At 41.6% G+C, this 14,444-nt stretch carries 11 protein-coding genes; 5 read left to right on the top strand and 6 right to left on the bottom strand.

Annotation, left to right across the window (positions count from 1 at the left end; all coding sequences use genetic code 11):
• The first annotated feature begins 929 nt into the window (after positions 1-929).
• The 3 genes from BW716_RS00155 to BW716_RS00165 are packed head-to-tail and all read left to right on the top strand — an operon-like array spanning position 930 to position 2,474.
• The gene (locus tag BW716_RS00155; protein WP_179090943.1) at positions 930-1,982 is read left to right on the top strand and encodes a TlpA disulfide reductase family protein; all 1,053 of its coding nucleotides are present in this window, start codon (positions 930-932) and stop codon (positions 1,980-1,982) included.
• Positions 1,979-2,170 (top strand): hypothetical protein, encoded by a 192-nt coding sequence (locus BW716_RS00160; protein ID WP_083720072.1) that lies wholly within the window; start codon positions 1,979-1,981, stop codon positions 2,168-2,170. The genes BW716_RS00155 and BW716_RS00160 overlap by 4 nt, the downstream gene beginning before the upstream one ends.
• The gene (locus BW716_RS00165) at positions 2,157-2,474 is read left to right on the top strand and encodes a hypothetical protein (RefSeq protein WP_083720073.1); all 318 of its coding nucleotides are present in this window, start codon (positions 2,157-2,159) and stop codon (positions 2,472-2,474) included. The genes BW716_RS00160 and BW716_RS00165 overlap by 14 nt, the downstream gene beginning before the upstream one ends.
• 3 nt (positions 2,475-2,477) lie before the next feature.
• Here BW716_RS00165 and BW716_RS00170 read toward each other — a convergent pair whose 3' ends face one another.
• The gene (locus BW716_RS00170; RefSeq protein ID WP_083720074.1) at positions 2,478-3,152 is read right to left on the bottom strand and encodes a hypothetical protein; all 675 of its coding nucleotides are present in this window, start codon (positions 3,150-3,152) and stop codon (positions 2,478-2,480) included.
• Positions 3,153-3,156: 4 nt separating this feature from the next.
• Complete coding sequence (locus tag BW716_RS00175) at positions 3,157-3,582, bottom strand: DUF3828 domain-containing protein (RefSeq protein ID WP_083720075.1); 426 nt, start codon at positions 3,580-3,582, stop codon at positions 3,157-3,159.
• A 188-nt stretch (positions 3,583-3,770) separates the two neighbouring features.
• Here BW716_RS00175 and BW716_RS00180 point away from each other — a divergent pair, with 188 nt between their 5' ends.
• Positions 3,771-5,135 (top strand): ATP/GTP-binding protein, encoded by a 1,365-nt coding sequence (locus BW716_RS00180; RefSeq protein ID WP_083720076.1) that lies wholly within the window; start codon positions 3,771-3,773, stop codon positions 5,133-5,135.
• Positions 5,136-5,141: 6 nt separating this feature from the next.
• Positions 5,142-5,801: an RloB family protein gene (locus tag BW716_RS00185; protein WP_083720077.1), complete on the top strand. Its 660-nt coding sequence runs from the start codon at positions 5,142-5,144 to the stop codon at positions 5,799-5,801.
• 75 nt (positions 5,802-5,876) lie between these two features.
• Here BW716_RS00185 and BW716_RS00190 read toward each other — a convergent pair whose 3' ends face one another.
• The 4 genes from BW716_RS00190 to BW716_RS00205 all read right to left on the bottom strand — a co-directional run bounded on the left by BW716_RS00190 (position 5,877) and on the right by BW716_RS00205 (position 14,193).
• A complete protein-coding gene (locus BW716_RS00190; RefSeq protein WP_083720078.1) occupies positions 5,877-7,838 on the bottom strand; it encodes an alkaline phosphatase in 1,962 nt (653 codons plus the stop codon).
• Between the two features lie 93 nt (positions 7,839-7,931).
• Entirely contained in the window at positions 7,932-9,434 is a 1,503-nt protein-coding gene (locus BW716_RS00195) for a RagB/SusD family nutrient uptake outer membrane protein (protein ID WP_083720079.1), read from the bottom strand.
• Positions 9,435-9,664: 230 nt separating this feature from the next.
• Entirely contained in the window at positions 9,665-13,048 is a 3,384-nt protein-coding gene (locus tag BW716_RS00200) for a TonB-dependent receptor (RefSeq protein WP_083720080.1), read from the bottom strand.
• Between the two features lie 233 nt (positions 13,049-13,281).
• The gene (locus tag BW716_RS00205; RefSeq protein WP_083720081.1) at positions 13,282-14,193 is read right to left on the bottom strand and encodes a FecR family protein; all 912 of its coding nucleotides are present in this window, start codon (positions 14,191-14,193) and stop codon (positions 13,282-13,284) included.
• Between the last annotated feature and the right edge of the window lie 251 nt (positions 14,194-14,444).

The following is a 14,444-nucleotide window of genomic DNA, read 5'->3' on the forward strand; positions in this document are numbered from 1 at the left end:
TTTTGCTTTTTAAAAGTAGAAATTAAAAATTATCAGGAGATATTTTTTAATTTTTTTTATTCTACATTTATACCTGTTGAATCATTGTTAGTGATTAGTGTAACCCTTGGAGTGAACAATGAATTACATACGTAGAAAAATCATTTTTAAGCCGTCGCTATAAACTTCGCCAATTCACTTTCGGCGATAAATTTTACCAGATAACCTTCAATTACTGTCATGTAGTCGTTTGTAAAGCTGTCTGCGCATTGCTAAATGATGTGTGTGTCCGGCATTTTTTAATTTTCATAGTGTAAACCCGTAAACATTGATTGCCTCTGTGGTGATCAATGAAGGGATCCCTATTTTGAAAAATAACGTTTGTCATGGTTACTTTCATAGAAAAGCTTTTAATCCAAAGAGCAATTCTCCTCAGATGACTAAAGTATTGGTTGATCTTTTAGGGCTGATGATTAGTGAAACCAGCCTTACACGGGAACTGAAGAACACCCGGATTGTCCAGGTATGCTTAGTATCAGCGATGTGCTAAGAGTTATGGTGTGGAGAATATCGCTATAAACATTACTGCTGATAAGCTTTCAGTATTACTGGTTCCTTTTATTGCGCCATTAAAGGATGAACGTGGTATGTTGAGGATGTTTACTGTGGTGAAAGAAATAAATGAGTATGATTTAGTCTTTTATAGTCCGGAATACCATCCCTGGAGAAGATCGACTGTACGAGGAATGTAAATGTGGCTCTTCCGGCTATTGCAGCAGTCCTGGTACAGGACAATCTTCCAGATCCTAATTGAAAAGGACGTCCTGAAGGCTTATGGTTTTAGGACGTCTATTGATTTTAAAAATAGAATTGTTATGGCAGTTAGGTGTTTTTTTCTGACAATAGGTTTGATAATATCATTTAAAACGTTTTCACAGCATAAATTTTATGTGAAAATTCGCGTTAATAATACTATTGATAAAAACAGCTTGTCATTTTTTGTAAACGATGGGCAAAGACCGGTGGCCATTCATGATTCAGAGAATAATGAAATTAAGTTGACCGGGGAATTAGCGGCCGAAGCAACCACATTGACTATAAGATATAAACAGGCAGCTACTATATTTCTTATCGGTGAACAACCGGCTTCGATATCTCTTTATTATAAAAATAACGATCTGAATTACGGTAAACCTTCAAACACACTGGCTGTTTTTGATACAATTTATAATAAGTATTACAGGGATATTTATAGATATAGATTGCCGGAATTACAATCATATCTTAATTTCTGGAAAGGGAAAGATAATGACGCCTTCAGGAATGATTCCTTATTCAATATTAATAAGCGCCTTGTTAAAAATATCAGCTTGAAAGCATTGCCGATATTGAAAAAATATTCCGATAAATATTATTCATTCTGGTTCTTCTATAATCAGGTGACATTACCCTCCCTGAGTATCCTTATTCATGACACTGATTATGTTAGAACGTTGTATAATTTTCTACAAAAAGACCTTGACAAGCGATTTTTGAAGACAGAAAAGGGACAGATGATTGCCAGTCAGTTACAAGGTATTCTTCACCCAGCAACTGTGATGCATGCCGCACCTGTACTTGCTATAAAAGATATATACGGGAATAATATCAGTTTGAACACTACAAATAAATATCTGTTGCTGAACTTTTGGGCCTCCTGGTGTGGACCTTGTATTGCAGAAATTCCATTTTACCAATCATTACAAAAAGAATATCCAGCAAACAAGCTGGATATAGTGGGCATCAATATGGATCGAAATATGTCAGACTGTGCAAGAACGATATCTGAAAAAAATATTACCTGGATACAGGTATTTGATCAGGACAGAAAAATCAGGGATAGCTATGGGATCAACACGCTGCCTACTACAGTGCTTATTGATGACAAGGGAATTATTATTTATAAATCAGAAGGAATTGATACTTCAAATATCCGTGCGTTATTAAATAAGAAGTTGTTATGATACCTGTCTTTGTTATTAATTTACCACATAGAGAGGATAAGCGACTGAATATCATCCATGAATTTTCAGATAAGAACATTTTTAAAACCAGCATTGTTGCACCTATACCACATGAAATAGGGGCGGTGAGTCTTTGGTTTACCATTCAACATATTATACAAAATCTGACACCTGATGGTGCTTTATAGAAAGATCTTTCAGAAAATACCTGATGAGCCTTCCTGGATAACCGGTCAATATACACATGATCAAATAGAACCATTTGCCGGGCTATTTTACTGGTTGGCAAAATATGGGAAGCCATATTTTTTGAAGGCTTCTATATTGTGGGATAATGTGTCTACTAAAGTGACGGGTGCCATTGATGAAAATATCACTTACTGTCTACATAGCTGGTATAGTAGGGATTACGATATTAATTATCGGGAGAAAGTGAGGATTGATTTTCTGTATGAGGTGGCAAAGTTTAATAAGGCCGGGTTTCTTTGCTGAATGCTACCAAAACTTCCACCATGGCTTTATAACCACGACAGGTTTTGGCTTTTGCTTACGACCGGCTTGTACAGATGCTGCTTTGGTTGTTTTAAAACCTGACAACTTGAACTCAAACATCTCCTCATCTTCAAAAAATTCCTTACCAGTATACCTTGCCCACATTGAGGATACGAAATTTTCTCCTACCTGGTCCTCTTCATAAGGTTCGTCGTCTCTTAAATGATAGATCCTTCTACCATCTTTGATTTCAGATTTGGAGAGGAGTTCCTGCTCTTCCAACAAAGGTTCGCCTAGCTCAATGATGGTACCCTGTTCTGCATTACCACATCTTACACGAATCTTTTCCCCATTTTTTACTATTGAATATCCCCAGTGATTGACTCCGCTATGTAATTGTATGGTACAGATTTCAGCAGCAGGAAATAGGATAGACAACTTTTGTTCGAATGTTGATAACTCTTTTCCGAAAGAATGGTCGGTTATCTCCCAGGAAGATATGATCAGATTTTCTTTATAAACACCTATGAATATCTGATGTTTTTCAGGATAGACAGCTACGTCATACGGTTCATCCTCAATCGTTTCGAATTGTTCAATACCCAGCTCCTGCAGGAGCTTTTCAGGATCTACTGTTGTGACATTGCTGATAATTATTGACGCAGCTTTCCATCCCATAATATTAGTTTTTAAATCCGCTGATTTTATATTGATTTCTTTCTTTTGTAACGAAGACTTTTATATAGTGTCTTTTCTTTTCGTAGTTATCTAAAAAGGAAACATTGTACAAGTTAGGAGTTTTTGGATCTTTTTCAATTTGCAATGTTCTTACCCAATCCTTGTCAGCATCCTGTGCATTCAGATATGGATCGTAGTCCAGCTCCATTGTTTCAGTTTGTTTTTTTACCCGGGAGATGAGTTTGGCGGTACTGTATTGTTTCTGCAATTTTTCAATTTGGCGTTCTCCGGTGCTGGATTCAACAGCCGGAATGTAAGCCTTGTAAAACTTCGTTAACATGATTTTTGCACTGTCTGTCTGTGCTTTTGCAAACTGGATGAATAACAATGTATTCAGGATAAAAAGATACAGGATTTTTTTTGGTTTCATGGTATAAATGTAAATAATTGACAATTACAGATCAGTATTTTACATGAATGTATTGTTAATTATTAAAATGTATATTCTGTACATGTTGAAAATTACAATGAATACCCGGATCAGTGATAAATAATTATAGTTTTTATTAGTCTTGTTGTGAAAAAATCACCATATTGCATATTAAAATCCAGATTACTATGTTAATTAGGTTTTCTGTAGAGAATTTTTCGTCATTTAATGAACGGCAGGTAATTTCCTTTCTTCCTGGAAAAGGAGTCTTAAAACCCGAACATAAGACAAAGCCTGTAAAAGGAGTATCGTTACTTAAAACTGCCTTGGTTTTTGGTGCAAATGCATCTGGAAAATCAAACCTCGTTAGAGCAATAGAATTTGGCCGTAGATTGGTCCTGGCAGGTACAAGATCAGATGCAATGATTGGGTATAAAAAATTCAGGTTAGATGCCAGTGCTACTAATAGGAATTCCCGTATTGAATATGAAATTCAGCATAAAGGGAAAAATTATGCTTATGGTTTCGTATTCAATAATACTGAAATAGTGGAGGAATGGTTGTATGAAGTGAAAAAGAGTGGTGATATAAAGCTTTTTGAAAGAAACTGCAATGAATTCGATTTAGAATATTTCCTGAAGAAAAACCCTAAAGAAGATCATCAGCAGTTTTTGCGTTTTACTGCCAGAGCTACACCTGTAAATCAACTTTTTCTTACTGAAATCAGAACAAGAAGAGTCAAAGAGAATGTAAAGGATATTGAGGATCTGTTGAACGTAAATGATTGGTTCCTTAATTCTTTGAAGGTAATATTTCCTGACGATAAGTATAATGAAGGATTGAAATTTGAACTGGAAGACAATGAAAAGTTGTTGACTATTTTTCAGGAGTTTTTAAATTATTTTGATACTGGGATCAGTGGTGTATGTTTAGAGCGCGTTGAAATGGAAAGCTTGGATTTACCTTCTAAAGTTGTAAGCAGTATTCTTGATCAGCTCCATAGTAAAGAATCAGAATCAGCAGTAGCTGTTATCTCTCATTCGAGAAATACGTTTTTTATTAGCAAACAAAATAATGAAATTTCCTTTAAGAAATTCATGACTAAACATAAGATCAAAGATCAGGACAATGAAGAATTCTTTGATCCTGGTGATGAATCTGATGGCACAAATCGTATCATGGATTTTATTCCATTAATTATGGATTTGCTAAAAGGAGATAACGTTTTTGTTGTTGATGAAATGGAAAGGAGCTTACATCCAAATTTGATGTACGATATTATAGACCTTTTTATTGACAAAGGCCGGGAAGTGAATAGCCAACTTATTATTGCAACACATGAATCATCCTTGTTGACACAGAAATTATTACGTAAGGATGAATTATGGTTTGTGGTAAAAGACAAAGATGGAGCGACCAGACTTCATTCATTGGAAGAATATACAATTCGTTTTGATAAGGAGATTAGAAAAGATTATTTATTGGGCCGATACAAAGGCGTACCAAGGATTGGGAATAGGCGGAAGTTGACTATATTGCCTAATCAACCTTGATATTTTATGGGAAGAGAACGTCAGGAGTTATTTCGGGAAAGTAATACAAAAGATAAAGAGAGAATAATTGTACTTGCATTTGAAGGTAACGATACTGAAGAAATTTATTTTTCTGCCTTAAAAGATTGCATGTACTTCAACGATGAATTAATTTATCTGCATATTTTAAAACGGCCTAAGACCGATACTAACAGTGCTCCCAAACATGTTTTTGCAAAGCTTAAAAGTGAGGCTAAAGATAAATATAATTTTGGTGTACAGGATGAACTGTGGATGATTATTGATACTGACAGATGGAAGAATCTGCGGGAAATTGTTAATCAATGTAAGACAGCGGGTGGAATGTATGTGGCAATAAGTAATCCTTGTTTTGAAATCTGGTTACTGATGCATGTATCAGATTTTAGTCGTTTTTCTGAAGAAGAAAAGTTGGCGATCTTAAAGAATAAAAAACAAGGTAACAGACGACATTTGGAAAAATTGCTTGTTGGAGCATTGGGATCATTTAATAAATCGAACTTTGAAACTGATTTGTTGCTACCCAATATACATAAAGCAATTTTTCAGGGTAAAGTACTTGATTCAGCACTTGAAGAAATACCTGGTGGTATAGGATCTCATGTTTATAAAGTAGTCGAAAAGTTGATTATCCAACCTACGAATTAATATAAATATAAACGGCGCTTATTATTTTAAGCGCCGTTTATATTTACAATTTTATTATTAAACGATCTGGTCCTTTTATTTCAACAGATCAATGATCTTTTTAAAGATTTCCGTATTCTCATACACCCCTCTGAATAACAATGAATTAGGGCCATAAGCAAATACCGGTACCATCACCGCAGTATGGTCATTGGTACTGAAATGACCGTCAGCCTGACCTTTGGAGATGTTGCCATCTAACAGGGATAACCCCCCGGTTTCATGATCGGCAGTAACGATCACTAAGGTATGACCATCTTCATCTGCGAATTTCATGGCTTCGCCAATGGCCTTGTCAAAGTCCATCATTTCTGTGATGACATAAGGGAGTTTGTTGGCATGACCACCATAATCTATCTGCGCTCCTTCGGCCATGATAAAGAAGCCTTTTTTATTGGTGTTTAAGGTGTGGATGGTTTTGGTGAGTGCTTTAGAAAGAAATTCTCCACGACCATTCTGCATGGAGAGCTCTGCCTGGGTAGTCAGGTTGATATATTTTGAAGATTGTATAGTGTCGAGGTCTTCTAATTTAGTCGTGAAGGTGTAGCCTTTCTCTTTTAATAATGCAGGCATATCCAATTTGTCCCCACGTGCATTGAAGTGACGGGGAGCGCCACCGATCAGGACGGAGACAGGACTGTTGAGGAAGTCTTTAGCAATAGCGTCTTCGTAACTTCTGTCCTGTGCATGGCCATAGAAGGCAGCAGGAGTCGCATCGGTGATGTCACCGGCGCTGATGATGCCTGATACATAACCTTTAGGTGCAATGATGTCAGGGATGGCAGGGATCGCAACACCGGTGGCATCTACACCAACGTAGCGGTTATTGGTTTTTTTGCCTGATGCCATGGCGGTGCCGCCGGCAGCAGAGTCGGTGATATAGCTGTCGGATGAGTAGGTTTTTGAAAAGCCGATGTTCAGCATTTCAAGAAGGTTCAGTTGGCCACGGTTGCCAGTGAAGCCGGAGTATATCTGAGTGAGACCCATACCATCGCCGATGAGGAGGATGACTTTATTGATGGTAATGAGACTGTCGTTGTTGATGTATTTTGCTTTGTAGACTTCGTGAGGTGCCATGGTCGCATTGTATTCAATGTTTGCACGGTTAGAGAGGAAGTCGGCAATCGCTTCTACTTTGTCAGTGTTGATATAGTTGACACCCAGGTTCATGAAAGTCTTCCAGGTGTTTGGGTTGTCAGGAGTATCCCAGAAGCGTACTTTTTTACCAAGGGTGTGTACGCTGTCTATCCATTGTTGGATGCGGTCATGTTCAGGTTTGATGATGATGCCTTTGCCATTCCATTGGGTAAAGTTTTTCAGATCAGTGCTGTACATGGGAATGCGTTTGGCAGCGTCGGCGGGATAGCTGCCTTCGCGCTTGCCGTCGAATAAGATATAGGAGGGGTAGGTGTGCCAGAGTTTGGGATCGGGTTGGTTACCGCTGATCACGATCTGGATGGTGGGGTTGTTGGTGATGGTGGGGTATTTAGAAAGGATCTTTATGAGAGCTGCCATGGTGGCAATGCTGTCGGTTTTGAAGTCGATCAGGAGTTGGAGGGTGTCTTGGGAATTTGGGTAGGCGGTGCCGTTGTTTTTTTTGATGTTGTTTTTTAATGGGATGAGATAGAGGGATTCGAGGGTACGGTCAGGGTTGAGTTCTTTGGTTTCGTGAGCGACCCATAAAGAGTTGTTTTGGGTGTAGACGTCGGCTTCGATGCTACCGAAGTGGCGGGTGTAGGCGGAGAGGAAGGGGATGGGTTGTTCGTAGTCGTTGTGGGAGTGGGCGTTGATGGGGGTGTAGGTTGGAGGGTAGGAGTGTGTTTGTGCTGGAGTTTGTGTTTGAGGCTGGGGATGGGCCTGGATTTTTGTTTGAGCCAGAGATTGGGGCTGAGTTTGGACCTTGGTTTGGGCTTGAGTTTGTGTTTGAGCCTGGGTATATATTTGGGCCTGGGCTTGGAAGGTGGCGAATAATAGAGAGGATAAAAGTAATTTTTTCATGGTTTATTGAAGTTTGATTAATTCCCGCCCTCCCAATCCTGGTAGGCCCAAAAGGGCCAGGGAAAGGGAGGACGGGATTATTATATAAATGATTTATTCCCATCCGGCATTCTGGGTCACAACACCATTACTGCTCGTTACCTCTGTTCTTGGCACCGGCCATACATTATGTACAGCTGGATTGAAGGTACGTGCAGGCCATACTATTGCACCAGAATACCCGTGCAATGGCTGTGCATAAGTGGCTTGTGCATCACCCCATCTTACCAGATCGAAGTGACGGTTTGCCCATTCACCAGCCAGTTCTGAACGACGTTGTTTTTTCAACTCAGTCATTGTCGCATTCGTTACACTTGCCAGACCAGCACGGTTACGGATCTTATTGATTTCAACATCTGCATTCTTACCCTGCATCAGTTCTGCTTCTGCCTTGATCAGCAACACTTCTGCATAACGGATCAGTGGCAGGTTCAGGTCAGTCGTCGGGTGATCGCCATTCGGGCTCACATGTGCCTGATTGGCATAGGAGAACGGCTCCATATACTTGCGGAACTGATAGCCAGACAAACTGTTGGTAGAAGCATACGTCTTAGCCGTACCAAAGTAAGTAAAGTTATCTCCTGGTTTCAGGATAGTCGCTTCCCTGCGCAGGTCACCACTTTCGTAAGAGTCATACAACTCTTTGGTTGGCATATAATAGCCCCAGCCATTGTATTCACCCCAACCTTTGTTTTCCAGCATCACACCTGGCAGAATGCTACCCCAGCCACTTGGTGACTGTGAATTCGAATATACAGACCAAATATATTCACTGGTCCAGTTATTAGCAATAGTAAATACATCAGCGAAATTTGCCAGCAATGCATGCTTGCCACTGTTGATGACAGAGTCAGCATATTTTTCTGCATTTGCATAGTCCTTTTTGTAGAGGTACATTTTGCTCATGAATGCCCAGGCTGCGGTTTTGTGAGGACGGCCATACTGATCAGTCGTGTAAGTGTCGAAGTATGGGAGGTGGTTCGCCGCCTTTTGCAGTTCGCTGGCTACGTAGTCATATACTACATCTACATTTGCAGCACGTGGAATAGGTGCATCGCCTACAGTGCTGTCACGGTTTATAATAGGTACACCTGCGCGGGCATCACCATATGTGTAAGCCAGTTCAAAGTACATGAGACCACTGAAGAAATATGCTTCACCGAGGATACGGTTTTTCAGGGTTTCGTCCATATCGATAGCAGGAACGTGCTTGATGATATCGTTCGCACGTTTGATTACGATATAACGCATCTTCCACTGTGATTCGGTGTATGAACCGCCGATAAAGCTGCTGTTGAAGTTCTTGATGTTATCACCTTCCGCTTTTACACGACCGGTTATCATGTCGTCACTGGCGTTGATAAACCACCAGTAGCCACGACCATAAAAGTTTTCATCGTCAAACTCGGAGTACAGGGCATTGGCACCAGCGACAGCATCGTCTGATGTTGTCCAGAAGTTACCACTGGTAGGGGTACCTGCCGGCGTGATCTCCAGCTTCTTGTTACAAGCAGCCAGGAGGAGGATGGATAATGATAAAGATATAAGACGTTTCATTATTGTAGTATTAATTACCTTGATTAGAAGTTTACTTTAAAGCTTCCTGTTTAGTATTCATTACTTCGGCTAGAAGGTTACAATTAAGCTCAGTGTGAATCTTCCTGTTTAGTATTCATTACCTTGATCAGAAGTTTACATTTAAGCTTCCTGTTTAGTATCCATTACCTGACGAGAAGTTACCATTCAAGCTCAGTATGAATCTTCCAGCTTAGTATTCATTCCCTCTATTAGAAGTTTACATTTAAGCCCAGTAAGAAGCTTCTTGATTGTGGATAACGGGCTACATCGATACCATAATTATCCATACCTACTTCTGGATCGTATCCTTTATATTTTGTGAATGTGAGCAAATTATTTGCAGTAGCGTAAATACGTACAGCACCGATCTTCGCTGCATTCGTCAGGTGTACTGGCAGTGTATAACCAAGAGTAACGTTCTTGATACGCAGATAAGAACCATCTTCGATATACCAGTCAGATGTATTACCATAGTTACCATTCAGGTCGGTAGAGATCACACGTGTTACATCCGTATTCGTATGTGTTGGTGTCCATGCATCGAGAATACCTTTCAGCATGTTGTAGTTCGTACCAATGCTTGGGTTCATGTTCGTATACTTCAGTGCATTGAAGATCTTGTTACCATGTACACCCTGTGCAAAGATGTTCAGGTCAAAACCTTTGTAAGCAGCGTTCAGACTGAAACCATATGTAAAGCCAGGATAGAAGCTACCTACGATCTGACGGTCATTGTTATCAATCTTACCATCATTGTTTTTATCTACGAACTTACGGTCGCCTGCTTTTGCATTAGGCTGGATCTTAGTCACGCCATCAGGACCTACATAGCTGTCAACTTCTGCCTGTGACTGGAAGATACCGGCAGTCTTGATCACGTTGAAAGAATACTGTGGATTACCTACACGTGTTACCAGCGGCGTCAGGGAGCTACGGATGTTGGTAGAAGCTACGCTTACCACTTCATTCAGACCTGTTTGCAGTGACAGCAGTTTGTTGGTTACTTTAGTCATGGTAGCACCTACACCGTAAGTGAAGTCTTTACCGACTTTGCCATTGTAATTCAGGCCGAGTTCAATACCCTTATCACGTGCTTCGCCCATGTTCTTGTACATACCTTCGCTCACACCTGCAGTACTTGGTGGGTTTACCTGCATCACCATGTTAGTGGTGGTCTTAATAAAGTAATCAGCCGTTAATGACAGTTGGTTTTTGAAGAATGCGAGGTCAGTACCAAAGTTGAGTTGTTTTGATTCCGCCCATTTCAGGTTTGGATTAGAGAGTGCATTTTCAGCTAAACCAGTAGACAGGGTACCTTCAGCACCAGTATATACAGATACAGAGGCCAGGTTTACGTTGAGTGCATTAGCAGGAACGCTACCCAGGTTACCCAGTACACCATAGCTGGCGCGGAGTTTCGCGATACTCAGCCATTTGATGTCTTTCATAAAATTTTCGTCGGACAATACCCAACCACCGGATACAGAGTAGTAGTTCTGGTAGCGGTTCTGTGCTGCTACGCGGGAGCTACCATCACGACGACCCAGGATGGTGAAGAGGTATCTGCTGTTGTAGTCGTAGTTCACACGGGCGAGGAAAGATTCCACTGCATCCTGTTCAATACCGCTACTTGGTTTAGACCATGCAGCAGCGTTGTCAAAATAACGATATACATCACGCTCATCGCTGAAAGAGTTGGCAGTAGCGATGAGGTATTTTTCAGTATGATGTTGATAGGTGTAACCTGCTAAAGCATTGATGTTGTGCAGACCGAAACGGTGAGCGTAGTTCAATGTTTGTTCAGACAGGATATCTGAGTAATCCTGAATTGTTTCAACCAGTGAGTTGTTGCTGTTGATCTTACCGATTTCAAGCGCACGGGTAGTGAATGTTTTCTGATCGCTGAAAGACTTGGTCACACTGAAGTTAGAGCGGAAGGTCAGGTCTTTGGTCAGGGTTAATTCAGCATACGGGTTGAGGTTGATTGCATTGACAGGCGTTTTGGAATCAAGGCGCATCAGGGTAGCAACCGGGTTGGCGAGGTCACCATAAGAACCTGCATAAGCAGCTGGCAGACCGCTGAAAGCACCGGTAGCAGTATAAGGTGTCACGTTGCGTGGGTAACCCAGTGCAGTGAAGATAACGCCGGTATAAGGGCTGGTTGTGTTCGCACCGTTACCGTTGTTATAAGTATAACTCATGTTTTCCCCGATCTTCAACCATGGTTTGATCTGCGCATCGGAATTGAGGCGGAAAGTATAGCGCTCACTGTTAGTATTGAGAAGGATACCTTCGTTGTTACGGTAGCCAAAGCCCATGTAGTAATGGTTCTTGTCAGTACCACCGTTTACGCCTATGTTGTAATCCTGGATTTTACCGGTACGGAAAATCTGGTCCTGCCAGTCGGTACGGGTGATTTGTCCGTCAGGATAGATGGCAGCATTAAAGGCATCAGCACGAGCGATACCAGCAGCATCGTAAGCGGTGTTTTCAACGTCAGCAAATTCTTTAGCAGTGAGAACGTCGAGTTTTTTAGCAGCCCATTGCCAGCCGGTTTTAGCATCAACAGAAACGGTCGCAGTACCTGATTTACCTTTCTTGGTCGTGATGAGGATGACACCGCCGGAAGCGCGTGCACCATAGATGGCAGCAGAGGCGTCTTTCAGTACGTTGATAGATTCGATATCGTTCGGGTTGATAGGACCACCGGTGTAGATAGATCCATCCACTACATAGAGTGCAGATTCACCGTTGATACCACCTAAGCCACGTACGTATACAGTTGGCTTTGAGGTAGGATCACCACCGTTGTTAGATACGATCACACCGGCAGCTTTACCTTGCAGGGCTTCGGTAACGTCGTTCAGTGAGCGGGAGGTGAGTTTATCCATCTGAACATCAGCAATCGCACCGGATACGGTGGCTTTACGCTGGGTACCGTAACCTACTACAACGAGTTGGTTCAGGTTCAGGCTATTTTCCTGTAAAACGATGTTGAAGGTACGTTCTGCACCGATGGTGATGTCTGCTGATTTGTAACCAATCATTGTGATAGAGATGGTTGCATTTTCAGGTACGGTGAGTTTGAATTGACCGCTGGCATCAGTGTGTGTGCCTTTGGTAGTTCCTTTTACGAAAACGGTAGCGCCGATGAGGGGACCGTTTTTGTCAGATACAGAACCGGTGATGGTGATGTCGTTGGCAGCTTGCTGGAGGCTGGTGTGAGCCAGGGTAGCAGCGCTGTCATAGATTAAGATGGTGTTGTAGCGTTCTTCGAATTTTAAAGAAGATTGGTTGAGGAGGTCCTGGAGGATCGCGATCACCGCGGTTTTGCGGTAGGTGTTGGCGTGCACCTGGACTTTCCTGAGGGCATCTTCATCGTAGGCAAGACTGATCTGGGCGGCAGATTCCAGTTGTTTGAGGGCAGTGGATAGGCTGCCTTGTTGAACCTGGAAGCGTTGTAGCATTTTGTGCAGTTCCTGCCTGCCGGATGATGGTCTGGCCATGGCGGAGGTAACCAGCAGTAGCAGGGCCATAGTGGCTGCGAATGCGTGTTTGACGCGGGTTGAGAAAAGTGCGTTGTCTGTGTGCATATATAGTGTTTGTTAAGGCAAAAGATTGTGTGTGATTGATGTGTATTTGTTTGTTATGCTGATTGATTGCTATCAGTGTTTTTTGCAAAAGATTGTTTTGTTTCTATGCAGATTGCTTTTTTATGGCAATAGTTTTTATGATGCTGATTTTTTTTCAGGCAATACTTTTCCCTTCCGGTGTGTAACACCGATGATAGATTTTAAATAATGATGGCTTTTTCTACAGCTTCATGCTACTCAATGCTCAGTTGATCATGCTGCAGTTTGAAATGAATTTTCGGTTTATACGATATTTTCTCCACCACTTCCAGTAGTGCCTGTAAAGGCATTTTGTCAGTAATGCGGAGGTTATAACTTCCTTTCCTGGTATCCATTTTTGTAGTGGCAGTGATGCCGTAGTGTTCCCTGATAGCGAGTATCAGGTCGTGTAAGGAGGCGTTGCGCAGGATGATCTCTCCTCTTGTCCATGCTAATAAATCGGCGGCGGAGATTTGATCCTGTAGAACGGTTCCTTTGGCACAGGTGAGGCGTTGATCGGGTACCAGGATGGTTTTGCTGGCGCCGCTTTGCACGCTTACTTTGCCGGTGGCGACTGCGATACGGGATACCTTGTTATTATATTCTGCTATAAATGAGGTGCCGAGTACGGTGGTGCGTACACCGCTGGCATCTGATACGATAAATGGTTGTGCCGGATTGGTCCTGACATCGAAGAAGGCTTTTCCTTCTTTTAATATTACTTTTCTTGAGGGATTATATTGGAGGGTGCTGTAGGCACCGAGATATACGATAGAGCTATCTGGCAGATAGACTTTTTGAATGCGATGGCTGGTGTTGGTGATGGTTTGCCAGTTGGCAGCCAGTTGTGATTTTTGTTGGCGGGGCCAGAGGAGGTACGTACCGATGATTAACGGAAGTACTGCTGCTGCGGCTTTGAGCCAGATGTATCGTTTCTTTTTGTTGGAGAGGAGGGGGATTTCTTCCATCATAGCAAGCCTGACGGCGTCCATGTCGGTAGCGGGGACTACGTCGGAGGCGTCGGCTTCCAGGGCGTCGAGCCAGTCGAAGAGGAGTTGTTCTTCTTCTTTGGTGCAGTCGCCTTGCTGGTATTTTTTTAAGAGTGATGAAAGGTCCTTTTTGTCCATTTGATTTAAAGACACGGAGGAAGGGGGGAATAACTATTGGGAGGGAAAGTTTTTTTTGGTTTATTATTCTGAATGCTGAATTAGAAGAGATAGAGCAGTTGCCTGATGTTAATAATATGCCTAATGTATAGGATAATTTTTTATTTGAAATACTTTCCAATTATTGAGCTATTATAAGAAACGAGGCCGTATCTGACTTAAGATATGGCCTCGTTTTATTCGGGTACCTTATGTAGATAGTAGTCCTTTAA

Origin of the sequence: [Flexibacter] sp. ATCC 35208, from assembly GCF_001975825.1 — a bacterium.
Classification (GTDB): domain Bacteria; phylum Bacteroidota; class Bacteroidia; order Chitinophagales; family Chitinophagaceae; genus Chitinophaga.